Source organism: Marinagarivorans cellulosilyticus (assembly GCF_021655555.1).
Taxonomy (GTDB): domain Bacteria; phylum Pseudomonadota; class Gammaproteobacteria; order Pseudomonadales; family Cellvibrionaceae; genus Marinagarivorans; species Marinagarivorans cellulosilyticus.
Map to the genome: position 1 here is coordinate 954,767 of NZ_AP023086.1, position 25,914 is coordinate 980,680.

The window sequence follows — 25,914 nt, forward strand, 5'->3', positions numbered from 1 at the left end:
GTGCGGCTTTGCTACAATACGCGCCTTTTTTGTAGGGGTAATCCTTGGGATGCCCCGTTAAATGCGTTGGACTTACGCTCCAATTAGCTGAACAAGCGTGCCATTAGGCGCATAAAGAGAGTAAAGTGATATGAGTGCCATTGTTGTTGCCGCAATGTATAAGTTTGTTAGCCTGCCAGACTATGAAAACCTGCGCGAGCCACTGTTAAATTTTTGTTTAGCCGAAAACATTAAGGGCACCTTACTGTTGGCCCACGAGGGGATTAATGGCACGGTTTCCGGTACGCGGGCCGCTATTGATAACCTGCTAGCCTACTTGCGCAAAGACCCACGCTTTGCCGATATAGAACACAAAGAGTCTTTTGAGGGCGATTTGCCGTTTTACCGCATGAAGGTCAAACTCAAAAAAGAGATTGTCACCATGGGGGTGGAAGATATTGACCCCAATGAAACCGTCGGCACTTACCTAGATCCACAGCAGTGGAACGAGATGATTAGCGACCCAGAGGTAGTACTGGTCGATACTCGCAATTATTACGAATACAATATCGGGACTTTTAAGGGTGCTATCAACCCAGAAACCACCACGTTCCGCGAATTTCCTCAATATGTTGCTAAAAATCTAGATCCCGCCAAGCATAAAAAAGTGGCTATGTTTTGCACTGGCGGCATACGCTGTGAAAAATCTACTGCGTACATGAAGCAGCAAGGGTTTGACGAGGTTTACCACCTAAAAGGCGGCATTCTTAAGTACCTAGAAGAAATGCCACAAGAGCAAACCCTATGGCAGGGAGAGTGTTTTGTATTTGATAACCGCGTGGCGGTAGATCACGACCTGAACAAAGGCAGCTACGATCAATGCCACGGCTGCCGTCACCCCATTACCGAAGACGATAAGCTCTCGCCAAAGTATATGAAAGGCGTTGCCTGCCCACGTTGCTATGACGATCAAACCCCCGATCAACGCGCCCGCTTTGCCGAGCGGCAAAAGCAAATGGAGCTGGCAAAAGTACGCAATCAAGAGCATATCGGTGCCCCACCTCCTGAGCGCCAAAAGCCAAAGGCCGCACAAGCAAAGTAGCTTTTCTCGTATTGTTAAGCGTGGGTTTAGGCTCTTCTGGTAAACTCGCGCCTTTTCAATATAAGGGTACTGCAACATGATAGGACGTCGGGTTATTGCCGCGCTGCTGGCTTGTGTTTTGTATAGCAGCTTGGCCGGCTGTGCTAGCCAGCCGTTAACCGAACAGCGACGTTATCAAAAACTGCAAGACGGCTGGACCTATCGCGCCTACCGCAAGGTCTCTAAAGAAAGCCTAAACCCGCTGATCAAAACCTATAACCGCGAACGCGAGAAAACAGGCCGTAGCACAATAGACGAAAGCTTTGCACATGCGCTGGTTGGGTTTTCTTGGTCGTTGGCGTTAAAACCCGATTTTGCCTTGGCCGAAGCGCAGTTGTCGGAGCGCAAAGCCCGCAACGTGCGAGAACGTTATTTAGCCCACACCACGCGCTCTATTGCCTTTTACCAAAAAGAATGGCGGCAGTTGGCCAGTAGCGAATCCCAATTTGCTAAACAATTATTGGCCGATAATAACCTAACGGAAGATTACGATAAAAAACAGGCAATCGCACAGCTGATAGTGGGCTCGCTCGCGGTAATGGAGGGCGATGCAGGCGTTGCACGCAGCAGTTTTATGACGGTGGGTAATTACTTAGATAAGCCTTGGCTACCTACGCTAGCGCAATCGGCGGCTTATATTTACAGCAATAAATGGGCAGAATCGGCAAGGCTACTCAAAAGCCTGCTACAAGAAGGCAATTTGCCAGAGCAAGAACGCGCTTTTATTAGCGATTTAGCAAAAGGCGCAGATTTAAAAGACAGCAATATTAAAGCGTCTATTGGGCGTTATTTAAAACAGGAATTTATGCAGTCTTTTAATCAAGATGACGACGGCTTTTTGGCCGAAATTGAAGACTATATGCGCAAGGTTAAACTGAAATGAAAACCTATTGGCGTTTAGTCGTACTTACTTTGTTGTGGTGGCCCACGCTGGCAAATGCTGGCTGGCTGGATAAAGTCGCTGATATTCTTAAAGAGGTTAGCGCTAACGACAATATTGAAGAAAGCCGGCCGGCTGCACAGTTAATCGAAGCAAAAAATGGTGACCCAAGGTTACCTAAGCATTGGCAAACCTATTGGTTAGACGAACCCGTATTCCAAGGCCGTGTATTTTTGGCGGCAACTGGCAAGCTCGATGGCCCCGTTATTATGCTGGTGCACGGTTTGGGGCAAAATGGTTTGCGCGACTGGCTACCGGTTGTACCTGCTCTAGAGCAGCACTACCGTATAGTGATGGTCGATTTACCGGGTTTTGCCTTGTCGGCACCGCCAAAAGCTAAATTATCGCCCAGCCATTACGCCGAGCTTTTGCATTTTATTAAACCGTATTTTTCAGCCGCAGCGGTTACCGTTGTGGGCCATTCTATGGGGGCGGCGGTTGCCTTGCGTTATGCCCACCAATACCCTAACGACACTCACAAAATAGGCCTTATAGATGCCGCTGGTATATTGCAGCGCACCGCTTTTATTAAGCACAGCGCAACAGGGCGCATCCCGACAAACCCAGAAGTGGTATCGCAAGGAATACTTGAATACGCTGTAGGCGCACAAGACCTTGGCAATGCCATGATCGAAAAAATGATAGGCCTGCCAGACCCAACGGTATGGCTGGGCAAAAGTGAAACCGCATGGGGGATTGCGTTAGGGGCATACCCGAATGTAAATGCGGCGATGGGTTTAATTGAAGAAGATTTCGCGGCTGCCGCTTTTGAAACCCCGCTGCCCGTTGCCATACTGTGGGGTAAAAACGACCCTATTGCGCCATTGCGCACAGGCCAGGCACTGGTGAACACATTGCCCGATAGTCACTTAACTATTATCGATGGCGCCAAACATGTGCCAATGGCCAGCCATAGTGCTGCCGTAGAACAGTGGTTTTTACACACTCTACTGGCCGATAAAGGTTGGGGTGCAGCTGCGAACGCTACTAAGCATTCAGCGCAAGGCGCCAACCAAAATACACCTAAGGATTTTAATTGCGAACATCAGGCAGGAAAAGTATTGACCGGGCAATACCGGCACATCTCTTTAAATGACTGTACCGGCATTGTATTGCAAGATGTTATTGCTGAAAAAATTGTATTGCGTGATTCTGTTATCGAAATTAATAATTCCCATATTGGTGCTACCAGCATAGCAATAGACGCCAGCGATTCTGTTGCGGTTGTAACCGGTAGCCACATTGCCGGCGCGGTGCATTTAAACGATGCAAGGTTGGATATTGCTGGCAGCCAGTTCACTACCGATAAACCCTTTGTGGTGAATGCCGAATCGCGCATTGTGGCTTCGGTTTGCCGTATAGGGCAACAGCGTTATTTACATGGCGACATGGTTCTTCATCAGCAGCATTATTAATTTTTTCAGCAGGCAAAAATGCCTTCTTTTTACCCTTTGCCGGAGACACCGGCCAGGAGATTATCGTGATCCGTATTAATGAATTATCTTTGCCCCTAGATCACCCACCCGAGGCGCTGCCCGCTGCAATTATTCAGCGCTTGGGCATTTCTGCTAAGGCCTTAATTAACTTTACGGTATTTAAGCGCAGTTACGATGCGCGCAAAAAAAATACAGAAATTACCTTTGTTTATATTGTAGATGTTGAGGTCGCCGATATAGCGGCAGTAATGGCTGCCCACGAAAAAGACCGCCATATTGTGCCTGCCCCAGACACGGCTTATTACCCTGTTGCCCAAGCACCGAGTGATTTAACCGAACGCCCCATTGTTATTGGCTTTGGCCCATGCGGATTATTTACGGCATTAACGTTGGCGCAAATGGGCTTTAAACCGATTGTTTTGGAGCGCGGCCCAGAAGTACGCCAGCGCACCAAAGATACCTGGAATTTGTGGCGCAATAAAAAATTATCGCCCGAATCAAATGTGCAGTTTGGCGAAGGTGGTGCAGGCCTTTTTTCTGATGGCAAACTGTATAGCCAAATAAAAGACCCAAAATTTTATGGCCGCAAGGTAATGCACGAATTTGTAAAAGCCGGCGCGCCAGAAGAAATATTATTTGTGAGTAAACCGCATATAGGAACCTTCCGCTTGACGGGCGTGGTTGCCAGCATGCGCGAAGAAATTAAAAAGCTCGGCGGGGAAGTACGTTTTGATACGCGTGTTAGCGATTTATTAATCGACAATAATCGTGTAAGCGGTGTTGAGTTAGAATCCGGCGAAAAAATAAATAGCCGCTACGTGGTGCTGGCGCTTGGGCACAGCTCGCGGGATTCCTTCCGCATGTTGCAGCAGCGTGGAGTTTATGTAGAGGCCAAGCCTTTTGCCATTGGTTTTCGCGTCGAGCACCCTCAATCTTTAATCGATAAGGCGCGCCTAGGTAAATATGCCGGCCACCCCGAGCTAGGCGCAGCCGATTATAAGCTAGTGCATCACGCTAAAAACGGTCGTGCCGTTTACAGTTTTTGTATGTGTCCCGGCGGTACAGTTGTTGCTGCCACATCGGAGCCAGAGCGCGTTGTGACTAACGGCATGAGCCAATATTCACGCAACGAGCGCAATGCTAATGCCGGTATTGTTGTGGGTATAAACCCCGAGCAAGATTTCCCTGGTGGGCCATTAGCGGGGGTGGAATTTCAAGAGCGTTTAGAAAGCCGCGCCTTTGAACTAGGCGGCAAAGATTATTGTGCCCCAGGCCAATTGGTGGGCGACTTTATTCGACAGCAGCCCTCCCAAACATGGGGCGAGGTTGTACCATCGTATAAGCCGGGCGTAAAACTCGGCGATTTATCGCAAGCGTTGCCCGATTACGTAATCGAAGCAATTCGCGAAGCACTGCCCGCATTCGGTAAAAAAATACGGGGCTTTGATCGCGACGATGCGATTTTAACCGGCATAGAAACACGCACTTCTTCCCCTGTGCGCATTAAACGTGACCCCGCTAATTTGCAAAGCATCAATACCCAAGGTTTATACCCCGCAGGCGAAGGGGCTGGCTACGCTGGCGGTATTTTATCAGCCGGTGTCGATGGTATTAAAGTGGCCGAGGCATTAGCGTTGGCGATGGTGGCAGATAAATTATAGCGATAAGCTGAACCACCCAAGCATTGGGTTTTCACTGTTATGGGCAGCTTTAGCATTCACCGACAAAATCGTAAAAATGGTTGGCGCTAACCTAAAGAGTATGCAGGAAGAACAACTGTTACTCATCGTTGCGATACCACCATGGCCATACTTATCACCATTTTATATTGGGTAGTAAAAATCCTATTTTTTTCTCACAAGAAATTAGCAGGTTACGGTTAGCTAAACGTTGACACCCAAGCAAACACCTAAGAACACTTCCGTTAAGCAGTGTGTAAATCACTTATAAAAAAAGGGCAGATTTCTTTATTCAAACTTTTAAAACCCAATTAAAAACCTGCCTACAATCTCACAAGCCCAGCTTCCTCCTCCCAAGTAAACTGGTCTTCAACAGTAACTCCAAAAGTAAACATCGCTGGGTTAAAAGCTGCTATATCATCATTGGCTTTTAATCTAGCGGGCCAATCGGGGTTAGCTAAAGCACCGGTACCCAATGCCACCAAATCCGCATGGCTACCTGTAAGAATACGATTCGCTTCTGCCGGGTTATCCAAGCCGCCATTTGCTATAACAGGTAACCCAGTTAAATCCCGAGCCAACTTAGGTAAACTTTCTCCAGCCCGGGTAAGGCACCCGTGATCGAAGCCTTTGCCCTCACTGGCAAAATGAATATAGTCCGCACCTGCGTTTTTAAGAGAGTCGAAAATAACCTCTCCATCGTTTAAACCGTTAGGCCAAAGGTAATCAAAGTCGTTCACCTTGCCCTGCGATACACGCACACCAACAATAAAATGACTAGCAACCGAGCTTTTAATAGCGGCTGTAACCTCTGCGCTTAAACGACATCTATTTTTAACACTTCCGCCATATTGGTCTTCGCGATCATTCGTGTAATCCGTTAAAAATTGATCTAATAAATAGCCATTGGCTGCATGAATTTCTACTCCATCAAAGCCCGCCTTTTCTGCACGTATGGCTGAATCTACAAACCCTTTAATCGCATCATCAATTTCAGCTAAGTTCATCGCTTGCGGTGCAGGAAACCGCCCTTGCTTCTTACTGTAACCTGCTAACATACCCCTCAAAGGCTGGATAGACGACGCACTGCGTGTATGTGACAAATGCTGAGACAATGCCCCAGCATGCATAAGCTGTAGAATAATTTTACCACCTGCCTTGTGTGTAGCGCGCACAATAGCCTCCCAGCCTTTTTGCTGTTGCGCATTAGTCATACCTGGTTGATTAGGGTAAGCCTGTGCAAACGTACGATCTGTATACACGCCCTCGGTAATGGTTAACCCAAAGCCACCCTCTGCATAGCGGCGATAATATTTTTCCATTTGCTCTGTAGGTACCCCATCGCCCCGAGTACTTACCCGCGTCATGGGGGCAACCACCGCGCGGTTGTTAAGGTGCAACTGGTTAACTACTACGTTCTCCAAAATTGAACATTCTCTATACATATAAACTAGCCTCTATTATTTACAAACCTTGGGCTACCTTAATGCAACACTATCTTTTTTATAAGAATGTACATTTTTGTGCTATACATACATTTTGTATACTAAAGGGGAAATACACATGCCCGAAGACATAAAAGAAGCTTGCCCAACAGAAACCGCACTAGATGTAATTGGGGGTAAATGGAAAGGCATGATCCTTTACTACTTATGCTCAGAGACAAGACGCTTTAACGAGCTTATGCGCCTCATTCCAGGTATCACACAACGAATGCTAACCAAGCAACTGCGCGACCTAGAAGCGAATGGCATTGTCCACCGCGAGGTTTACCCGCAGGTACCACCCAAGGTGGAATACTCCCTAACAGAGATAGGAAGAACTCTAGAACCAGTAGTTCGTGCGCTAGAAACATGGGGCAAAGCATACTTAAGGCCCCTATAACCTTGTACGGCTTGTACGGCTTACCAAGTAGCGGGTGCTTTTACGACACGGTTGCAAGGTAAACGTCACATGGGGCTTGGTTGTAGCCGATTAATATCCATTGGATTTGGAGGAGCTTACCAACAAACACATAACTTAATTTTTGCGGTGCCCTTGTTTAGGGTTTCGGGATGTTCAAAATATTTTTGAACCAAAATTGGATGCAGGACAGTGGTCATCCGCCGATAAATTTGCAGTTGCATTAGAAACTACTGCAATGAACGAAGTAGAGTTAAGTGAGTACTGTCGCAGTAAAGCTCTGTCCCCAGAGTAAGTGACGGAGTGGAAGGCCAGCAGTATCCAAGCCAATGCGTCAAGACAGGAAATGACCAAGGCGAATCGCGTTCAGGCAAAGCAGGATAAGAAACGGATTAAGAAGTTAGAAACCGAATTAAGACGAAAATAAAAAGCGCTTGCCGAGGCTGCAGCGCTGGAGATTGCGTATTTCTATACCTACCGCACAAAGCCGCCCTCAATGGCCTCGCTAAAACCTTGTCCGCCATAACAAGGTTTCATCATAAGGTACTCTCAATGGCTCAGCTCAAGATTCTCAAGGCCGGTTATTTTCAACTAAGGGTATCTCGGCTTTTAACCCAACCCGCCAATTTATCCCATCATTGCTTCGCCACAGGTCGCGCTGATAGTAAGCAATGGAATCATGGTGATATCCGCCGTGTAACCAAAGCTCGCCTTTGTATACTTCCGTTGAGTAATTGCGTCGAGCCAGTGGGCCAGCGTCTTCAACATCCAGAGTCCAGCTCGCACCGTCCGCGGAAGACCAAATATCCTGTAACTCTTCGCCACTATCGTTGCCTCCAATAAGATAGATACGATCGTTATATACCGCGGCTTCATAATTCTCTCTAACGCCGCGATCAAAGGGTCGAAACACTTCGGGTGTTACGACACTCGTTTCAACCCAATCTACGCCGTTTGCTGTTGACCAAACATCTTCGCGTTTATCCAGGATACTTGAGCCCCTGCCGCCCATCACCCATAAGCGATCGTTTAGAATGAACATGCTGTGGCCTCCTCGCTCAGGAAAGGCGGCATTTTCGGTGACCAAAGTCCAATTAACGCCATCGGTGCTTGACCAAACATCGTTGAGGTAGGTGTTTGAGTTACTAATGCCACCTGTCATCCACAGTGCACCATTCCACTCGATAACGCGGTGTCGATAGCGCTCAGAAAATGCGGCACTAGCGGTTTCCTGTAGCCAGGTTGAGCCGTCTTCGGTAGACCAGATATCATTCGCAAGGTGCTGCGGCGTTTCGCCATCGTATTTCACCAAGCCGCCATAGACATACAGTTTTTCCCCAAGTACGGCTGACTCGGTATCCGATCGTGCGTCGAACATATTCTGCGTCTCTAACTCGGTCCAGTTAATGCCATCTTCGGTTGACCAAACACCGTTATCGTTTTCATAGGTCGTGCCGGCAAACACGAACAGTTGATCATTAAAGGCGATTAGCTCACCGGCAGTTCTCTGGGGCATTTCTTTCGGGCCAAAGCTATTGCGCAACCAAGTCGAACCATCATCTGATGAAAGCACTTCGCCATAGCGCGTGCTGCTTCGGCCACCGATTAGCCAAAGCTTGTCGTTAAACGAAAGGAAGCCTGGCTCAGCTCGGTTTTGAAAATAAATGCCATCCGCACGCTCTACTTCTGTATAGCTTAGGCCATCATCGGATACCCAAACATCACGAAGGTAGCCGCCATTGTAACCACCTGCAACCCACACCTTGTTATTGTGTACCGTTACGGAGTATACGTTCCGCGCTGGGAAGTTGGTGTCAGCCTCTTGCAGCCATTCAACGCCATCACTGGATGACCAAACACCTTCATATAAACCTCCGCCGCCAATGAGCATGAGTTTGCCATCTTTACTAATTACTCGCGGGTATGATTGGCCGGGGAAGCCTGCATCATCGGTTGCTTGAATCCACTCAGTGCCGTTGTCGGAATACCACACGTCGTTTAACGATTCGAAGTCGGCCGCCGTGCCGCCAATTACCCACATGCGGTTGTTGTGCACCAACAAGGCATGGTCTCGACGGACAGCAAATGGAGCGTTTTCTAGCTCTTGTACCCAGGTCTTGCCATCTTCCGATGACCAAACATCGTTCAGCGCTTCGTTTAACGTAGTGCTGGTGTTGTAAGTGGTGCCGCCAATTAGCCAAAGCTTGTCGTTAAATGCAACGACTTTATGCTCTTGTCGAACACTAAACTCAGTATTTTGAACTACTCGTGTCCAGGTGTTCCCGTCTTGGCTAGACCACACATCATTCGCTAAAAAGCCATCGAACCCCGCATTTGAACCGCTATTGACATCGTCTTCGCTCACGTCGCCATTTTCAACACCATCGTGAACTCCGTCCCAGCCACCGATCACCCACATGCGACCATTAAATGTCGCAGTGGCAAAACTTTGTCGGTGAACCCAGCGTTCAGCGCCGGTCACATCAAGTTCACCACTGCGTGTAGCCGTTATAAATTGGTGGAATCCTGCTTGCGTGCGTGTGCTGAGCTCATCACTAAGATCACTGCCATTTATAATATTAAGGGCGCCGTTTTCACATACGCTGTAATTAGTGATATCACATGCGGGTTCAGAGCTGCGATAGTGCTCAATACCCGATGCTGTTTCTGGGTAATAAATCAAAGTGTCGTTCTCGCCAACCCATAAACTTAAATTGAGCATTTCTAGTTCGCTGCGCGTTGGGTCGTCTGGATAAGCATCAGCATTGTCACCGACACCATCTTCATCCGAGTCCATGCTTTCGCTCGGGTCACTCGGGAAAGCATCAGAGTTGTCGCCCACTTGGTCGTTATCACTATCTGTGGTCTCAGATGGGTCGTTTGGAAATGCATCGGCGTTATCGCCTACTTGATCATTATCACTGTCTGTTGTTTCGCTGGGATCGTTTGGGAAATCGTCGCTGTTATTACCCACTCCATCCTCATCGCTATCAACGGATTCTTCAGGGGCGTTAGGGAAGGCATCGGCATTATCACCGACTTGATCATCATCGCTGTCGGCTATTTCAGTGGGGTCATTAGGGAAAGCATCGCCATTGTCCCCAACCCCATCCTCATCACTATCGATGGTTTCTTGTGGGTCCAGTGGAAAGGCATCATCTTCATCAGCCACACCGTCAGCATCGGCATCTGCGTCTAAAACGATTTCTGAGGGCTCAACGTTTATTGAGCCATCTTCAAGAAGTGTCACGTCGGCGGATACGTTGGTTGTTAGCAATTCGTCAATTAAAAGTGCTTCGATATCAGTGAGCGCTGTTTCTGTGCCGGGTACAAGTAATGCGTCTAAATCGAGATTTGTGATCGCCATATCGATAGATTGATCTAACTGCTCAAGCACGGGTACTGCGCCCTCACTTCCCTGACCATCAATACTGCCATCGGCTAAATCCAACGTCAGTGCTTCTAAAATATCTTCTGCACTTTCTTCTGCGCTGGAGTTTTCGGAAACAGAGCTAGCAATCGCGGCGACGGCTTCAATCGCTAGGCGATACTCAGCCACTTCGGTTTGTTCTTGTATGGAATCGGTATCTTCAGTAATAAGTGGTGGTGTTTCAAACAGGCTTACGTCATCGCCTATGCCGAAGCCGAAAACGCTTTTCACTTGAGCCTCAGCAAGCAGCAGCGCAGACGCAAACTCCGGCTCAGAAATGGTTTCATCGCCATTACCCGAATACGGCGAACCCTTGTCGGCCCGATCTAAAGCTAAATTGACCGCCATTGTGGTTAGTGGTGTGGCGTAAAGCGGTTTCGCGCTCTCAATGTGGGCGGCATTGACCGCTGAAATGAGTTCGTTAAATATGGGCGAGACACCGGTATTAATATCGATGGTGTTATCCGTTATAGAATATTCAATTAAGTACCAGCCGCTTAATTCACCTGTGAGAGAAAGGTCGACGATTTGAGCCTGGTCGTTAGTGGTTCCTCTCGCCAATAAGTTGCCTTTTGCACTAGCGGTAGATAAATCCATCGCATAGATACTTATTTGGGCTTGCGCTAATGGCCCTTTTACAGCCGAGCCGCTCAAGGAAAATTCAGTGGCTGATGAAGGGTTATCGTTGTCGTTATTTCCGCTGCTTACATTGCCGTTGTCATTTGATGCGTCGCTGCCACCATCTCCGCATGCCGATAAAAATGAAATAATAAAACAAGCCAAGAAAGGTAACTTCATAGGGTTACTCAAAAGTTGTAGGGGTTTGAGTTTTAATTCGATTTAATTCTTTGGTCGGGCCAGCTTTATGTCAATTCAATTGGCTATTAATAACCATAGATTACATTCGTAGCTTTATCCATTGCCTCTTATCATGTGATTCTAGAATTAAAATGAACAATCAAAGGAAAATTCAAAGCGGGTAAATGCGATAATGCAGGACTGGCAAGCCAAAAAAGATAACGATACTAGCCTAATTGATTACATGCCGAGTTGGTCAATGCTTTGCAAGCGTCTCGCCTACGTAATGAAAGGTGCTAATAACCGAAGGCTAATAACTTGGGGTTATTTATTGGTGAAAATTTAATAAATGGCTTTTGAGAATTCTGGGCATCCCTAGAAATTATCCCCATAAATCAAAAGGGGCTGAGTGATTGTTTTTAGAGATGCCCTTTAGTTTGATTGGATAAATTGAGAAATAAAATGCGACCAAGGTTTAACCTTGGTCGCATTTTTAATGCCTCTGAATCACAGCGCCCAGTATCTTGCTCACCCAAAAGATAGTGCATCCGAACTATAAATATTGGCACCAGCCAGTGCTACCGTTTTAGGTTCCACCATAAAGCAGCAGCGCCAATAAACAGTGCAGCCGATGCTGCGGGTAATTGGGCGATAATGTCCCAGCCGAAATAACAGCCAGTAGCGATGGCGCCAGCAATAAGCACACGCGCCGCCAAGTGTACTTGGGTGTTTGGGTTATGGTTTGAACATGATGCCAGTTGTTGCGGTAGCGACGGCGATTGCGCCAGCTTATTAATATTTTGCGTGGTTTCTAATAGTAAATGAGGGACTTCTGGAAATTTTTCCATCCACTCTGGTGCCTGTCGTTTTAATTCCTTCCACAGTGTTTTTGGCGCGAAGCGCTTTTTCAGCCAGCGTTCTAAATAGGGGTGTGCGGTTTCCCATAGGTCTAGGTCGGGGTATAGCTGCCGGCCTAAGCCTTCGATATTTAGCAGGGTTTTTTGCAATAATACCAATTGTGGTTGTACAGGCATATCAAAACGCTGCGCCGTTTGAAATAGTGAAATCAGTGCTTCACCAAAAGAAATTTCTTTTAAGGGTTTTTCAAAAATGGGTTCGCATACCGCGCGAATGGCGGATTCGAAGGCGCCTACCGATGTTGTTTTAGGTACCCAACCCGAAAGCACGTGTAGCTCGGCCACTTGACGGTAGTCGCGGCGGAACATGGCCAGTAAGTTACGGGCTAAGTAGTACTGATCTTCTCGGCCTAGCGAGCCCATAATGGCCATATCTAAAGCGATATAGCTGGGTGAATCTGGGTTAGATAAATCGACATACACATTGCCAGGGTGCATGTCAGCGTGAAAAAAATTGTCGTCGAAGACTTGCGTGAAAAAAATCTCTACGCCGCGTTCGGCTAATAGTTTTAAATTGACATCATGTTTTTTAAAGGTTTCTACATCGGTTACTTGGGTGCCGTAAATGCGCTCCATCACCATGACATTTCGGCGGCAGTGCTGCCAGTACACGTTGGGCACGTACAGTAAGGGGGAATTGTCGAAGTTACGTTTTAATTGCGAGGCATTGGCTGTTTCGCGCATTAAATCCAGCTCGTCAAATATTGTTTGCTGGTATTCCTCGACAACTTCGATAGGGCGCAGGCGCCGGCCGTGGCTGCTAAAGCGCTCTAGGAATTTTGCCAGCAAGCGCATTAATGCGACATCTTTTTCGATGGTTTTTTCGATGTTGGGGCGCACGGCTTTTACAACGACTGCATCGCCATTTTTAAGGGTGGCTGTATGCACTTGAGCAATAGATGCCGAAGCTAAGGGCGTGCGTGTAAAGTCACTAAATATGGCTTCTAGTGGTTGCCCTAACGCTTTGCTTACTAGCGCACAAAATTCTTCACCGTCAAAGGGGGTAACGCGGTCTTGAAGTTTATTAAGTTCTTCGACGAGTTCGGCAGGGATGATGTCGGGGCGGGTAGATAGCAGTTGGCCAAATTTAATAAAAATAGGGCCTAGCTCTTCGCAGGCAAGCCTTAAGCGCTCGCCGGGCGTTAACTGTTTGGCTTTACTCCATTTAAACGGCAGCAGTGCAAGCTTTAGTTGCGTGTGCTGCATATTGGTAGGGAGCAATTCATCTAGGCGGTAGTGGGCGATAACGCGGGCTATTTTTATAAAACGCTGAAAGGATTGCATTTTTTTCATGGCTGGCTACTGCGTTAAGGCGTTTATTATTAAGTTTACTCTGGCTTGCAAGCGTTCAACATCATCGTGTAAGTCGTCCACTTCATTGTTAAATGCATTCAATTCTGGCGAGGAAGGAATAGCTTGCAGTTCTTCGGTGAGTAGCGTGTTGATAAAGTGCGGTGCGCGTTGCTGCAGGCGGGAGAAGTAGGCGCCTTTATAGCGTATTAGTTGGGCAAGGCTGTGGCCGGCGACATCGCCGAGGTGTTGGCAAATAATGCCCTCCCAATCGATATCCAGCTGTTTGGTGATATCTAATAGCTCCATTAAAAAGCCTGTTTGGCCATTTAAGGTTAGCTCGCTACCAGCTAGCGATGTTTTGGGGCCACTCATTAACTGTATTAAGCCGCTGCATTTGCCGCTAAGGGTGCAGTCTGCGTTTTCTTCGGCTATGGGGCTTACGGTAATTGTGGTCTCGTAAAAATGAATAGACAGCGTCACATTTGGCTGGGTAAGCAGTAAGCACACGCACCGCCCGGCTTGCTGGGCTAACCGTTGCTGGGTGGCGGGGTCGTGTTGCAATGCTTTATTGATGGCGGCTTCCAGTGCTTGGCACAGCGCCGTTGCCGTTGTGGGGTGTGTATTCATTTATGCTTTAAAGCCTTTGTGTAGGGCCACAACACCGCCTGTCATATTGGTGAAGCTGGTATTCACAAAACCTGCTGTTTCCATCATACCTTTTAGGGTTTCTTGATCTGGGTGTTTGCGAATACTTTCGGCTAAATAGCGGTAGCTTTCGGCATCGTTGGCAATCACTTTACCCATAAGCGGTAAAAGTTTAAAAGAGTATTGGTCGTACAGTGTTTCTAGCGCTTGCGACTGGGGCTTTGAAAATTCAAGAACCAGTAATCGGCCGCCTGGCTTTAAAACCCGCAGCATAGATTGCAAGGCGATGTCTTTATCGGTGACGTTGCGCAGGCCAAAGGCAATCGTAATGCAGTCGAAGCTGTTGTCTTCGAAGGGTAAAAATTGCGCATCGGCTTGGGTGTAGGTAATGTTGTGCGCGATGCCGCTGTTCAGCAATTTATCGCGCCCTACATTTAGCATTGAGCTGTTGATATCGGCCAGTACTACATGGCCTGTGGGGCCAACGCGCTGGGAAAACTGCTTAGTGAGATCACCAGTGCCGCCGGCAATATCCAGTATTTGTTGGCCCGTACGCGGTGCGGCGGCTTCAATGGTGAAGCGTTTCCACAGGCGGTGAACGCCACCGGACATCAAGTCGTTCATGATGTCGTATTTGGCGGCAACGGAGTGGAATACGCCGGCTACGCGCTCGGCTTTCTCACCGGCTTTGACATTTTCAAAGCCAAAGTGCGTAATGCTGTCTTTATCCATGGGAGCTCCTCAATCTGAGCGGGCATTGTACAGGCTTATTCAGTGGGTGGTCGATTCGAGCGTAATGCATAAACAGAGAAAAAAGGCAGATAACCGTTATTGTGTGGCCATAGGGTGCCAAGGTGCCGTTTTGTGTGTGCAATTTATACGCAAGTGGTTGGCAGGCTCGATCATTGTGGCGGCAGGTAGTTTCGCCTCTTCAGCGCTGGCTTGCACCGTGGCGGTGAATTCGCCGCTCGAAAAACTCTATTGCGATGTGGTTGCTCAAGGCGAGGGTGCAGGCCTGCCGAGCTTTGATGATTTTAGGCGCAACCCGCCGGCTACCCAGCGGTTGTTGCTTAAGCGGCCAGCAAAGCGAGCAGGCTTAAACTTGCCTGCAGCGGCTAAGGCCGTGGCGCCTAAGCCAAAATCAAGCGCTAAAGCAACCGCCAAAAGGCCAGCAGCCAAGGCGCCGGCCTCTTCGGCTAATAAGCCTAGTGTGCCTTCAAATTTAAAGGGCTGCACAATTTCCGCAGGTGCTATTCAATGTGGCAATGCGTATTATCGTTTGTTGGATAACCGTGGCAATCAATCGCTTAGCCCTACGGCTTTGGCGGCATCAAACACCTTGGTATTTCCAGCTGTCCCTAATTACAGTTCTAATCTGGAATTACACAATTATTTACAGCACGCTTATAGCCTCTATTTAACTAAAATGCATACCATTGGTTTGGCCGGTACGACTTTGTCTTACAGTAAATTTTATTATATTTTTGACGAAGCACAGCAACAGCAGCAAGACTTTGTAAAGCGATTTGGTGTGATGTACGACTACCTGAAAAAAGACAAAAGCGCGATGGCGGTGGCAAAGCAGCACCGAGGAAAAAAAGCCCCGCCTTTATCGGCTTGCCAGGTTATTGGCAATAACTTTATTACTTGCGATGCGCGCGGCAGTAACTGGGTTTACGCTCGTTAGTTCGCACTATAATCGGGCCTGCATTACTGGTATGTGCTCTTTTTGTAATTACGCCTGAAACTAGGATTAATTGAATGCCGGAAGTTGTTGTATTAGCTATTGCGCTGAGTATGGATGCCTTTGCGGTATCGCTAGGCTTGGGTGCAAAGCATGTGAGTAAAACGAAGTTTTTAGCTTTGTTAGCAGCCGTTTATTTTGGTGTTTTTCAAGGCGTTATGCCATTAGTGGGGTATTTAGGGGGGAGGGGAGTACTCGGCTGGGTTGAGGGTTATGCCGCATGGATTGCGTTTGGTTTGTTGTTTGTTATCGGCAGCAAGATGATTTATGAAGCCTTTGCCGAAAGCGCCGAAGAAGACATTACCCAAATAACCCACAAAGTGATGCTGGTATTGGCGATAGCGACAAGCATCGATGCCATGGCGGCAGGTTTTAGCTTGACATTAATGGCGGTAGATCCCTTTTTGTCTTGTGCCATTATAGGCTTAACGACTTTTTTATTCAGTTGGGTTGGCGTTTATGTTGGGGCTAAAAGCGGCGTGTGGTTAGAGCGTAAAGCTGCGCTATTGGGCGGAATCACCCTTATTTTAATAGGGTTTAAAATACTGATATTTTAACGGCTTGTTTAAGTGGTAAAACTTTTTACTGATAATGATTGGAGATGGGCATGAGTGTAAACCTTTGGTTTTTTTTGAGTATTTGCGTTATTTTTTGCTTGAGCTTTACAGGTTTTGTTATTTACCTTAGCTATAAAAAGGATATGAAACAGCTAGAAATAGAAGCCCTAAAGTGCCAAAACCAAAAAACACCGGCGGAATAATTGCAGGCGTTGACTAACGCCGCAAAAGAGGGATGGCTTTAGCTGCAGCATTGGTGCGGTTGTCCACCTCTAATTTTTTAAACACTTGCTCCAAGTGCTTGTTAATAGTGCGTGGGCTAATACCCAAAATGTGTCCCATTTCTCGATTGGTTTTGCCGCGTGCAATCCAAATAAGCACATCGGATTCACGCTGCGACAAGCCAAATGCATTCATTAAAATATGGTTGTCGTCCCGGTCATTATTTGCATGTAGGCGAATAAGTATTTCGTTAGCGTTAGCTTCCCCTGGCGTTTTTTGAAAGGGCGCTGGGTTGGTTCCAAGTGCGCCGCCACCTAACAGAATATCTAAGTGCAGATGCTGCCCGTTGATATGTAAGTTCAGCGAACTATTCCCCAAAGCGGCGCTTTTTACAGTACCGGCGTGCGTGCTGTATGTTTCTTGTGTGTTCCTATCTAGTTCACAAATCCACCGCTCCACCGCAGGCCAAAATGTTGTGCTTAGCCAATCTGTGGGGCCGCTAGCTTGCGAAATATTATAACGCTCTAGGCTTTCTTGAACTTGTGGTGTTTGCCAGAGCAGTTTCCCGCTTCTATCGACTGCAAAAATATGTTGCCCGGCTTGATCTAATGCCGACTGTGCGCTGCGAATGATTTTGGCCGTTGCAAGGTGAACGCGAATGCGTGCGACTAGGGCTTGAGTGTCTATAGGCTTGGTAACGTAATCGATCCCGCCAGCAGAAAACGCTTTTACAATGCTTTCGCTATCGCTCATGCCCGTCATAAAAATAATAGGGATGGCTCGAAGTTCGGGTTGGATTTTACAGGTTTGGCAAAATTCAAACCCCGACATCGTAGGCATAACACCATCTAGCAAGATAAGGTCGGGCTGCATTTTTTGCGCAATGTGTAGGCCCTGCTTGGGGTCTAGTGCCACAAGGCAGGTTAGCCCAACCTGCTCTAGGGTGTCATTAATTAGGGATAACGTTTCTGGTGAATCATCGACAACAAGGATGGTGTCACTGCTTGGCTTGGCATTCATGGATTTTTTGCTCCAAATAAGCGGTGATTTTAGGTAAGTCAAAGGTATCTAAAAATGGTTGCAAGTCGCTTAATAGTGATGTGCTAGGCAATGTTTTTAGATGTTGTTGGAGGCCATTTAAATTGCCACTGTCGGCATGGTCGTAAGCTATTTTTAGGATTGCGAGCATGTCGTCAAAAGTATTTGCTAAGGGTGCGGTTAATGGAATAGGCGCCCTTGCATTGTTCGTATTTTGAAAGCTGTGATTAATCGGCGGCATGTTGGCGCTTTGGTGTACCCAGGTGAGGCCTAATAAAGCTTGTAATTTATCGAGTAGGTCTGAAATTTTAATCGGTTTAATAATGTAGCCGTTATGGGGCTCGTTAGGTAGGTGCTGGCCCTCATCGGCATCGGCAGAGACCATTAATATTGGCGCTTTAATGCCTTCTTCCCGTAGGCTGGTGGCAAAACTCCAGCCGCTGCTATCAGGTAGGTTAACGTCTAGAATAAAAAGGTCTATTGTTGGTAGGTCAATTTTTTGTTGCGCTGTTTCTATGTCCGGCGCTTCAAATACCGTAAAGCCAAGTGGCGTTAGTGTTTCAAAAACTAAGCCGCGATGAAACGGATCGTCGTCTAATATCAGTAGTTTTTTGGTGCCGCCCTCGAAGCCTGTAATTATCTTAGAGGGCGCGCTTTCAGGGGTGTGGTGATCTGCCGATGATAGCATCAGCGATACTGTAAATACCGTTCCCGAAATATACTGCTTATTAATAGTTGATTTTTTATTGGGCTCTAGTCGCAGCTCGCCACCCATTATGTCGATCAGTAAGCGAGTAATCGTTAAACCTAATCCTGTGCCGGTTACTTGTGGTACGCCGGGTAAGCGCACGCGCTCAAAAGGTTTAAATATGCGTTCGTATTCGGAAGCTGGAATACCAATGCCGGTGTCTTTAATGCAAAACTCAGCGACTTGGTTGCGGTAGCGCACAGTAAATTCAATACTGCCTTCGTTGGTGTATTTTACGGCATTAGATAATAAATTGATCAAAATTTGGCGCAGTCGCTTTTCGTCAGTAATCACATATTTGGGCATGGCGGTTGTATAGCGCAACGAAAAAGATAAACCTTTTGCCTGGGCTTGTGGCTCGAACATGTAACCTAGTTGGTCTATTAGGTCTTTAATCGCGACTTTATTACGGTGAATATCTAAACGGCCGGCTTCAATTTTAGATATATCTAACAACCCTTCAATTAAGTCGGCTAGGTGTTCGCCGCTGCGTTTAATTACAGCGATTTGACGTTGATGGTCCCGCGCTAGGTGACTGTCTTGCTCTAGTAATTGAGCATACCCCAAAACGGAATTCAGTGGCGTGCGAAGTTCGTGGCTTAAGCCGGTTAAATAACGGCTTTTGGCATTATTTGCAGCTTCTGCGAGTTCTTTGGCTTGTTGTAGCTTTTTGTCTGTTTCGTCGTGCGCGGTGATCTCGTCCATTAGGCGTTGGGTTTGAATGCGGGTTTCTTCAATGGCTACCCGACGGCTATTGTTGGCTAATACAAAAAGCCATGCCACAACGCCTAAAGCAATTTGCAAAACAAAAAATGTTTGAATAAGCGCTGTAGCAGTTGCCTCGCGCACAGCGTGCAATGCGGTACCCTGTTGTGAAGCATTCACATAAATAACCGCCAAAAGAGAACCGCTGATTAGCATGGCAAATAGCATAAGCCCCAAAAACTGTAAAAGCCTTGCGCTAATTAATTCGGCGAGCGAATCGGGTAAAAAGTGCTTTATGCGTTTAAGGGTGTCTTCAAAAGTTTGTTCCGAGGGTTTGCAAATATCGTCACAGCGCGCATCTAGCGAACAGCATAGCGAGCAAATATGGCCCTCATAAGCGGGGCATTGTGCGATATCTTCAGGCTCGTAACTGTTTTCACAAATGCAGCAAGTATGCTCGGTGGTGTGTATCGCGTTAGTCGCCATTTTTATTGGGCTAGATTCCGATGTTGTTTCGCGGCTACTAACAATAATGGAGTTTTTGCGGGCAATGTAATATTTAGAGCGCGTTAAAATGGCGATAACTGGCGCAAGTGTAAGTGCTGTGAGTAGCGTGAAAAAATGTGCAAAAGCTTTAGCGTTTTCGCCGAGTATACCGGTATAGCATAAAGCGCCGACTATACCGGCACCAAGCATGGAAATAACGCCTACAGGATTAATGGCATATAAATAAGCGCGCATAAATTCAATGCGCTTTGGGCTAAGCCCTAGCGGTTTATTAATGGCTAAGTCGCCTACCAATGCACCAAGCCATGCTATGGCGAGTAGTGCATAACCGCCAAGAATATGCTCAAAGGCTTGATAAATGCCGAGTTCCATAAGTACTAAAGCAATGGCTACATTAAATACCAGCCAAACAACCCGCCCTGGGTGACTGTGAGTTAAACGGGAGAAAAAATTAGACCACGCAATGGAGCCAGCATATGCATTGGTAACATTGATTTTAAGTTGTGAAAGAATCACAAAAAATGCAGCCACAAACAAAGACGCTTCCGGTAATGGAATAACATAGTTAAAAGCAATAGCGTACATACGGGTAGGGTCGGCTGAGTTTTCAAGCGAAACCCCCTGGCCGAATGCAATGGTGGCCAGCAATGAGCCAATCAACATTTTTACCGCCCCTAATAATGCCCAGCCAGGGCCTGCGCTAAACAGTGTTAACCACCAGCGCCGTTGATTGGCTTTAGTCTTATTTGGCATAAAGCGCAGATAGTCTACTTGCTCCCCAATTTGAGCCACCAAAGCAAATATAACCGCACATGCGGCACCGAATTGGTGCGCACTGAGTGATGCCGCCATACTGTTTTCTATGCCTGCAAAATTTGTCCACTCGGCAATAAATTCTGGGAAACGTACTAAAATAACGGCTATTGGAATGATTTGTAATGCCATCCATATCAGTTGGGTGGCACGCTGAAAACGGCTAATAAAGGTGATGCCATGTGTGACTAAAGGAATAACAATTAGTGCGCAAATTACATAGCCGATAAACAGCGGTACACCAAATACCCACTTTAAGGCGGCTGCCATAATGGCGGTTTCTAAGGCAAAGAAGATAAAGGTAAAAGAGGCATAGATTAGGGAAGTAATTGTCGAGCCAATATAGCCAAACCCCGCGCCCCTAGTGAGTAAATCAATATCAAGGCCTGATTTGGCAGCGTGAAAACAAATGGGGATGGCCAGTAAAAAAATGATAGTGCTAACAATGATAATCGCCCAAAAAGCGTTGTAAAAACCATAGTTTAATGTAATGGCAGCGCCAATGGCTTCTAGGGCTAAAAATGAAATGCTACCTAAGGCGGTGCTCGCAATTTGCCCCAAAGAAAACCGGCGTGCAGCCTTGGCTGTAAAGCGTAGTGCGTAGTCTTCTAGCGTTTGGTTATTGACCCATTGGTTATAACTGCGCCTTACTCTAAAAACCGATTGTTTGGGATTCATCATATGGGCACCTCTAAAATAGTAATTTTTGTGTGAGAGCAAGGAAGCACCGCCCAGAGAGCCGCAGTTTACGCGGTGTAAATGAGGACTCGAGGACGGAGCTGACGCTGCTATCGCGGAAAAAGTGCATTTTTAGAGATGCCCATATTTACATCGTAGGGTTTTGGTAGGCGTTTTCCGGCCGCTAATATCTTTCTTCCTTTATTTATTTCTATTCTTTGCTGTGTAGCGATTTTGGTGCCAACTATGGAGTACAGCACTACGTCAAATGACGTAGTGCTGTACTCCAATTGACTCATAGGGTTTTGGGGCCTGAGAACCAATAATGCTCGTGCGTTCAGACGAAGGCATTAAAGACAAAAGCGTTTGCAGAGGCGCTTTTGTCTTTCCATACACGAGTGATCAGAGGTTTGCTATGAAATTAAAATGGGGTTTTACGCATCGAAGTCTTAAATACGCAGCAGCATTAACCACGTTGAGCGTGTGCATGGGCTTCTCGGCGCAGGTGAGTAGTGCCGAAGTTAATACAACGGGGCTGGCTGTAACAGACGATACCGTGACGGTTGGAATTCTTCACTCACTAACCGGCACAATGGCTATTAGCGAAACCGGAGCGCAAGAAGCCGAAAAATTAGCCATTAAACAGATAAATGATATGGGCGGTATTCTTGGTCGAAAAATTGAGATTATCCAAGAGGATGGGGCAAGCGACTGGCCAACATTTGCAGAAAAATCGCGAAAATTATTAGTAAAAGATAAAGTCGCAGCTGTATTTGGTTGCTGGACATCGGCATCACGCAAGGCTGCACTTCCGGTTTTTGAAAAGGAAAATGGCTTGCTTTATTACCCAACATTCTATGAGGGTTTAGAGCAATCGAAGAATGTAATTTATACCGGCCAAGAAGCAACGCAGCAAATTTTGGATGGCCTTAACTGGGTGGCCAAAGAGAAAAAAGCTAAAACCTTCTACCTTATTGGTTCCGACTACATTTGGCCGCGCACCTCTATGAAAATTGCGCGCAAACACATTGAAAATGTTTTGGGCGGCAAGGTCGTCGGTGAAGAATATAAGCCTTTAGGCAATACACAGTTTGGCTCAGTCATTAATAAAATCCGCTTGAAGAAACCCGATGTGATTTATGCCGCTGTTGTTGGTGGTAGCAACGTGGCTTGGTTTAAGCAGTTAAAGGCAGCAGGCATTACCTCTAAAAAGCAAACCTTGTTGACGATTTCTGTTACAGAAGATGAGGTGCTAGGCATTGGTGGTGAAAACCTTGAAGGCTTTTATTCCATCATGAAATATTTCCAAAGCCAAGATAACCCTAACAACAAAGCCTTTGTTAAAGCCTTTAAAGAAATGTGGGGCGAAGATAGTGTGATTGGTGATGTGACGCAAGCGGCTTATTTAGGGCCTTGGTTGTGGAAAGCGGCTGTAGAAAAAGCCGGGTCTTTTGATGTGGATAAAGTCGTTGCTGCCTCTGAGGAGGGCGATATAGAGCTGACAACAGCCCCTGAAGGTTACGTGAAATTACACAAAAATCATCACTTGTGGAGCAAGGCGCGTGTAGGGGAATGGAATAAGGACGGTCAAGCAACGGTTGTATATACATCGGAATTAATTGAGCCAAACCCATTCCCTGAAGGTTACCAATAGGCATTACGCTAAGCGAGTAGGGATGCTCGCTTGTTAACGTCCGCGCTGTAATTTTAATGCTACTAAAATTTCGCGTTAACTTAATCGTATTGGAGGCATCGCCATGAGCGAATATACCTACAGTGAGCTAGGTGCCATTCTAGCCATGCAAGGTTTTGCTGGTATTAGTTTATTTAGCGTTCTTTTATTGATGGCTTTGGGCTTGGCTATTATTTTTGGTCAAATGGGGGTTATTAATATGGCTCACGGCGAATTTATGGCCGTGGGCGCTTATACCACTTACCTTATTTCTGTGCTTGTAGAATCTCATACGCCGGCATTAATGCCGTATTACTTCTTTATTGCAATTATTGCATCTTTTTTCTTGGCCGGGGTGCTTGGCTATTTTGCCGAGTTTGCTCTGATTAGGCACCTTTATAAACGGCCGCTCGATACATTGCTTGCAACTTGGGGCTTAAGCCTGATTATGCAGCAGTCTTTTCGCTCGATATTTGGTGCGCGCGAAGTAAGCCCTACCTTGCCTGATTGGTTGCTGGGTTCTTATCAGCCTACAGAGATGATCGATATCCCCATTAATGGCATGTTTGTATTGGGCTTAACAGCCGTGGTGACGCTGGGTGTATTTTATCTTTTATTTAAATCCAGCTGGGGTTTAAAAGTACGCGCTACTACCCAAAACCGCATTATGAGTGGCGCTGTGGGCATCAATACTAAAAAGGTTGATCGCTATACCTTTGCTTTGGGGTGTGGCATTGCAGGCATTGCAGGCGCTGCATTTACCACGATTGCTTCAACAGGGCCAACAACAGGTTCTTTATATATTGTTGATACTTTTATGGTTGTTGTTTTTGGTGGTGCAGCGAGCCTGTTTGGCACTATTGCATCGGCCTTCTCAATTGCTCAAGCACAATCCATTTTGGAATTCTTTATTAGTGGCTCAATGGCAAAAGTCTATACCTTGTTAGCGTTGGTTCTTATTTTAATGTTCAAGCCAGAAGGACTGTTTGCTAGCAAGGTTCGCCGTTAATCGCTGCTTGCCAGTTGTAATTTAACTAGAGCGCTTGTCTAAGAAATAGTTGGAGACATGTATGAATTTTGTGTATGAAAAATTAATGGGAGGCAAAGCTGGTTTTACAGGTTTTGTTATTCTCGCAGTATTAATACTTCTAGTGTTTCCACTGTTTTTAGATGTGTTCCGTCTGAATTTAGTGGGTAAGTACCTAACCTATGCTTTTCCTGCTGTAAGCTTGGTCTTACTGTGGGGGTACGGGGGAATTCTTAGTTTAGGGCAGGGTATATTTTTTGGCTTAGGCGGCTACGCCATGGCGATGTTTTTAAAGTTAGAGGCCTCGTCACCAGAAAATACCGCTATTCAGTCTACGCCAGGTATTCCTGATTTTATGGATTGGAATCAGTTAACGGAATTGCCCTGGTTTTGGGTGCCTTTTGAAAGCTTTACTTTTACATTGATCGCAATCTTGGTTGTGCCGGCTGTATTTGCTTACCTTATTGGTGCAGCTATGTTCAAGCGACGCGTCGGTGGAGTTTATTTCGCGATTATTACCCAGGTTATTGCAGTGATTTTAACGGTTCTAATTGTGGGGCAGCAGGGGTTTATTGGGGGCATTAATGGCATCACCGATTTACGTACTTTACACGGTTGGGATATAACCTCTGATAGCGCGAAAATGATCTTCTATTATGTATGCTGCTTTTTATTGCTTGCAGTGGTTGTAGTAGGTCGTTTTATTCTAACCAGTAAATTTGGCAGTTTGTTACTTGCCATGCGTGACAAAGAAGATCGGGTGCGTTTTTCGGGTTACGACGTGTCCAATTTTAAAATCTTTATATTTTGTATTGCGGCTATGTTTTCGGCTATTGGCGGCGCAATGTTTACACTGCAGGTTGGTTTTATGTCCCCTTCATTTGTTGGCATTGTACCTTCAATTGAAATGGTAATTTTTTGCGCTGTTGGTGGTCGCATGTCTTTAATCGGGGCAATTTACGGCACCTTACTCATTAACTTTGGTAAAACGACATTTTCCGAATCGTTTCCCCAGTTGTGGCTATTCTTGATGGGCGGACTATTTATTGCTGTTGTTATGTTTTTCCCTAATGGCTTGGCTGGTATTTGGCAGAGCTATAGCCATTACATCACTGGGCCGTTGGCGCGCTTAAAATCCAGCTTGATTAAAGGCCCTGCAGCGAGAGGCGCAGTTAAGCTAAGTGAAGATGTTGGTTAGGTTAGTTGTAATTTGATTGGCTAAATTATAGATAACCTACTGTATTGGAGAAAACTATGAGTACAACAACAGATTTTACGCTGGCAATAGAAGGTTTAACGGTCTCGTTTGATGGCTTTAAAGCGGTTGATGATTTAAACCTTTATATCGATAAAAACGAGCTGCATGTTGTTATTGGCCCAAACGGTGCGGGTAAAACAACCGTACTTGATTTGATTTGCGGTAAAACCAAAGCAACTTCAGGCAGCATTAAATTTTTAAATGTTGAGCTTACGAAAAAGCCGGAGCATGAAATAGTGCGGGCGGGCGTTGGTAGAAAATTTCAAACCCCTTCTATTTATGAAAACTTAACGGTGCTGGAAAACTTGGAAGTTTCTTACCCCGAAGGCAGGGGGATATTCGGCTCTTTATTGTTTAAGCGTACACCTAAAGTGATGGAAAAAATTCACGAAATCGCTAACGAAATTATGCTGGATGATGCCTTGGATATGCCTGCAGGCTTATTAAGCCACGGGCAAAAGCAGTGGCTGGAAATTGGTATGTTGCTTATTCAAGATCCTCAGCTATTAATGTTAGATGAACCGGTGGCAGGTATGAGCGTAAAAGAGCGAGAGCAAACGGCGGTGCTTCTCAATAAAATTAGTCAAGGGCGATCGGTATTAGTTATTGAGCACGATATGGAGTTCGTCGAGCGCATTGCCCATAAGGTTACGGTGCTACATCAGGGTAAAATTTTAGCTGCTGGTGATATGCATAAGGTTCAGCACGACCCTAAAGTAGTAGAGGTATATTTAGGCCATTAGCAACGGGCTTAATAGAAGGGCTTTTTGTGCAAAGTATTAAGG

Annotated in this window: 19 protein-coding genes; 12 read left to right on the forward strand and 7 right to left on the reverse strand. The window is 46.4% G+C overall.

Annotated elements, in window-relative coordinates; translation table 11 throughout:
* Nucleotides 1–130 precede the first annotated feature (130 nt).
* From trhO to MARGE09_RS03780, 4 genes are all read left to right on the forward strand, one after another.
* Complete coding sequence (gene trhO / locus MARGE09_RS03765; RefSeq protein ID WP_236986022.1) at nucleotides 131–1,081, forward strand: oxygen-dependent tRNA uridine(34) hydroxylase TrhO; 951 nt, start codon at nucleotides 131–133, stop codon at nucleotides 1,079–1,081.
* A 76-nt stretch (nucleotides 1,082–1,157) separates the two neighbouring features.
* Nucleotides 1,158–2,003, forward strand: coding sequence for a hypothetical protein (locus tag MARGE09_RS03770; RefSeq protein ID WP_236986023.1), 846 nt, complete (start codon nucleotides 1,158–1,160; stop codon nucleotides 2,001–2,003).
* On the forward strand, nucleotides 2,000–3,475 hold the full coding sequence (locus tag MARGE09_RS03775) for an alpha/beta fold hydrolase (protein WP_236986024.1): 1,476 nt from the start codon (nucleotides 2,000–2,002) through the stop codon (nucleotides 3,473–3,475). Before MARGE09_RS03770 ends, MARGE09_RS03775 begins: the two co-directional genes overlap by 4 nt.
* A gap of 65 nt (nucleotides 3,476–3,540) precedes the next feature.
* Complete coding sequence (locus tag MARGE09_RS03780; protein WP_236986025.1) at nucleotides 3,541–5,157, forward strand: NAD(P)/FAD-dependent oxidoreductase; 1,617 nt, start codon at nucleotides 3,541–3,543, stop codon at nucleotides 5,155–5,157.
* Nucleotides 5,158–5,498: 341 nt separating this feature from the next.
* Here MARGE09_RS03780 and MARGE09_RS03785 read toward each other — a convergent pair whose 3' ends face one another.
* Nucleotides 5,499–6,620 (reverse strand): NADH:flavin oxidoreductase, encoded by a 1,122-nt coding sequence (locus MARGE09_RS03785; RefSeq protein ID WP_236986026.1) that lies wholly within the window; start codon nucleotides 6,618–6,620, stop codon nucleotides 5,499–5,501.
* 118 nt (nucleotides 6,621–6,738) lie between these two features.
* Here MARGE09_RS03785 and MARGE09_RS03790 point away from each other — a divergent pair, with 118 nt between their 5' ends.
* Nucleotides 6,739–7,059 carry a winged helix-turn-helix transcriptional regulator gene (locus tag MARGE09_RS03790; RefSeq protein WP_236986027.1) on the forward strand — a complete coding sequence of 107 codons (321 nt, stop codon included), beginning with the start codon at nucleotides 6,739–6,741 and terminating at the stop codon, nucleotides 7,057–7,059.
* 589 nt (nucleotides 7,060–7,648) lie between these two features.
* Here the strand turns inward: MARGE09_RS03790 and MARGE09_RS03795 are convergent.
* The 4 genes from MARGE09_RS03795 to ubiE form a co-directional block, all read right to left on the reverse strand.
* A complete protein-coding gene (locus MARGE09_RS03795) occupies nucleotides 7,649–11,305 on the reverse strand; it encodes a Kelch repeat-containing protein (protein ID WP_236986028.1) in 3,657 nt (1,218 codons plus the stop codon).
* Between the two features lie 578 nt (nucleotides 11,306–11,883).
* Nucleotides 11,884–13,506, reverse strand: a complete 1,623-nt coding sequence (ubiB, locus tag MARGE09_RS03800; protein WP_236987441.1) for a ubiquinone biosynthesis regulatory protein kinase UbiB — start codon at nucleotides 13,504–13,506, stop codon at nucleotides 11,884–11,886.
* A gap of 15 nt (nucleotides 13,507–13,521) precedes the next feature.
* Nucleotides 13,522–14,142 carry a ubiquinone biosynthesis accessory factor UbiJ gene (locus tag MARGE09_RS03805; RefSeq protein ID WP_236986029.1) on the reverse strand — a complete coding sequence of 207 codons (621 nt, stop codon included), beginning with the start codon at nucleotides 14,140–14,142 and terminating at the stop codon, nucleotides 13,522–13,524.
* Entirely contained in the window at nucleotides 14,143–14,892 is a 750-nt protein-coding gene (ubiE, locus tag MARGE09_RS03810; protein WP_236986030.1) for a bifunctional demethylmenaquinone methyltransferase/2-methoxy-6-polyprenyl-1,4-benzoquinol methylase UbiE, read from the reverse strand.
* A 136-nt stretch (nucleotides 14,893–15,028) separates the two neighbouring features.
* Between ubiE and MARGE09_RS03815 the strand changes: the two genes are divergently transcribed.
* The 3 genes from MARGE09_RS03815 to MARGE09_RS03825 all read left to right on the forward strand — a co-directional run bounded on the left by MARGE09_RS03815 (nucleotide 15,029) and on the right by MARGE09_RS03825 (nucleotide 16,664).
* Complete coding sequence (locus tag MARGE09_RS03815; RefSeq protein ID WP_236986031.1) at nucleotides 15,029–15,847, forward strand: hypothetical protein; 819 nt, start codon at nucleotides 15,029–15,031, stop codon at nucleotides 15,845–15,847.
* Between the two features lie 74 nt (nucleotides 15,848–15,921).
* Nucleotides 15,922–16,461: a manganese efflux pump MntP gene (locus MARGE09_RS03820; RefSeq protein ID WP_236986032.1), complete on the forward strand. Its 540-nt coding sequence runs from the start codon at nucleotides 15,922–15,924 to the stop codon at nucleotides 16,459–16,461.
* A 50-nt stretch (nucleotides 16,462–16,511) separates the two neighbouring features.
* Entirely contained in the window at nucleotides 16,512–16,664 is a 153-nt protein-coding gene (locus MARGE09_RS03825) for a hypothetical protein (RefSeq protein ID WP_236986033.1), read from the forward strand.
* A 13-nt stretch (nucleotides 16,665–16,677) separates the two neighbouring features.
* Here MARGE09_RS03825 and MARGE09_RS03830 read toward each other — a convergent pair whose 3' ends face one another.
* Nucleotides 16,678–17,703 (reverse strand): DNA-binding response regulator, encoded by a 1,026-nt coding sequence (locus MARGE09_RS03830; protein ID WP_236986034.1) that lies wholly within the window; start codon nucleotides 17,701–17,703, stop codon nucleotides 16,678–16,680.
* The gene (locus MARGE09_RS03835; protein WP_236986035.1) at nucleotides 17,681–21,175 is read right to left on the reverse strand and encodes an ATP-binding protein; all 3,495 of its coding nucleotides are present in this window, start codon (nucleotides 21,173–21,175) and stop codon (nucleotides 17,681–17,683) included. Before MARGE09_RS03835 ends, MARGE09_RS03830 begins: the two co-directional genes overlap by 23 nt.
* Nucleotides 21,176–21,659: 484 nt before the next feature.
* Here MARGE09_RS03835 and urtA point away from each other — a divergent pair, with 484 nt between their 5' ends.
* The 4 genes from urtA to urtD all read left to right on the forward strand — a co-directional run bounded on the left by urtA (nucleotide 21,660) and on the right by urtD (nucleotide 25,872).
* Nucleotides 21,660–22,826 (forward strand): urea ABC transporter substrate-binding protein, encoded by a 1,167-nt coding sequence (urtA, locus tag MARGE09_RS03840; RefSeq protein WP_420828111.1) that lies wholly within the window; start codon nucleotides 21,660–21,662, stop codon nucleotides 22,824–22,826.
* A 103-nt stretch (nucleotides 22,827–22,929) separates the two neighbouring features.
* Nucleotides 22,930–23,853, forward strand: a complete 924-nt coding sequence (gene urtB / locus MARGE09_RS03845) for an urea ABC transporter permease subunit UrtB (RefSeq protein ID WP_236986037.1) — start codon at nucleotides 22,930–22,932, stop codon at nucleotides 23,851–23,853.
* 61 nt (nucleotides 23,854–23,914) lie between these two features.
* Nucleotides 23,915–25,069, forward strand: a complete 1,155-nt coding sequence (urtC, locus tag MARGE09_RS03850) for an urea ABC transporter permease subunit UrtC (RefSeq protein ID WP_236986038.1) — start codon at nucleotides 23,915–23,917, stop codon at nucleotides 25,067–25,069.
* Nucleotides 25,070–25,125: 56 nt separating this feature from the next.
* On the forward strand, nucleotides 25,126–25,872 hold the full coding sequence (urtD, locus tag MARGE09_RS03855) for an urea ABC transporter ATP-binding protein UrtD (RefSeq protein ID WP_236986039.1): 747 nt from the start codon (nucleotides 25,126–25,128) through the stop codon (nucleotides 25,870–25,872).
* The last annotated feature ends 42 nt before the right edge of the window (nucleotides 25,873–25,914 follow it).

Coding starts and splice junctions, on each gene's coding strand:
- trhO (WP_236986022.1), top strand. CDS start 131: ATGAGTGCCATTGTTGTTGCCGCAATGTATAAGTTTGTTAGCCTGCCA.
- MARGE09_RS03770 (WP_236986023.1), top strand. CDS start 1,158: ATGATAGGACGTCGGGTTATTGCCGCGCTGCTGGCTTGTGTTTTGTAT.
- MARGE09_RS03775 (WP_236986024.1), top strand. CDS start 2,000: ATGAAAACCTATTGGCGTTTAGTCGTACTTACTTTGTTGTGGTGGCCC.
- MARGE09_RS03785 (WP_236986026.1), bottom strand. CDS start 6,620: ATGTATAGAGAATGTTCAATTTTGGAGAACGTAGTAGTTAACCAGTTG.
- MARGE09_RS03790 (WP_236986027.1), top strand. CDS start 6,739: ATGCCCGAAGACATAAAAGAAGCTTGCCCAACAGAAACCGCACTAGAT.
- MARGE09_RS03795 (WP_236986028.1), bottom strand. CDS start 11,305: ATGAAGTTACCTTTCTTGGCTTGTTTTATTATTTCATTTTTATCGGCA.
- ubiB (WP_236987441.1), bottom strand. CDS start 13,506: ATGCAATCCTTTCAGCGTTTTATAAAAATAGCCCGCGTTATCGCCCAC.
- MARGE09_RS03805 (WP_236986029.1), bottom strand. CDS start 14,142: ATGAATACACACCCCACAACGGCAACGGCGCTGTGCCAAGCACTGGAA.
- ubiE (WP_236986030.1), bottom strand. CDS start 14,892: ATGGATAAAGACAGCATTACGCACTTTGGCTTTGAAAATGTCAAAGCC.
- MARGE09_RS03820 (WP_236986032.1), top strand. CDS start 15,922: ATGCCGGAAGTTGTTGTATTAGCTATTGCGCTGAGTATGGATGCCTTT.
- MARGE09_RS03825 (WP_236986033.1), top strand. CDS start 16,512: ATGAGTGTAAACCTTTGGTTTTTTTTGAGTATTTGCGTTATTTTTTGC.
- MARGE09_RS03830 (WP_236986034.1), bottom strand. CDS start 17,703: ATGAATGCCAAGCCAAGCAGTGACACCATCCTTGTTGTCGATGATTCA.
- MARGE09_RS03835 (WP_236986035.1), bottom strand. CDS start 21,175: ATGATGAATCCCAAACAATCGGTTTTTAGAGTAAGGCGCAGTTATAAC.
- urtA (WP_420828111.1), top strand. CDS start 21,660: ATGGGCTTCTCGGCGCAGGTGAGTAGTGCCGAAGTTAATACAACGGGG.
- urtB (WP_236986037.1), top strand. CDS start 22,930: ATGAGCGAATATACCTACAGTGAGCTAGGTGCCATTCTAGCCATGCAA.
- urtC (WP_236986038.1), top strand. CDS start 23,915: ATGAATTTTGTGTATGAAAAATTAATGGGAGGCAAAGCTGGTTTTACA.
- urtD (WP_236986039.1), top strand. CDS start 25,126: ATGAGTACAACAACAGATTTTACGCTGGCAATAGAAGGTTTAACGGTC.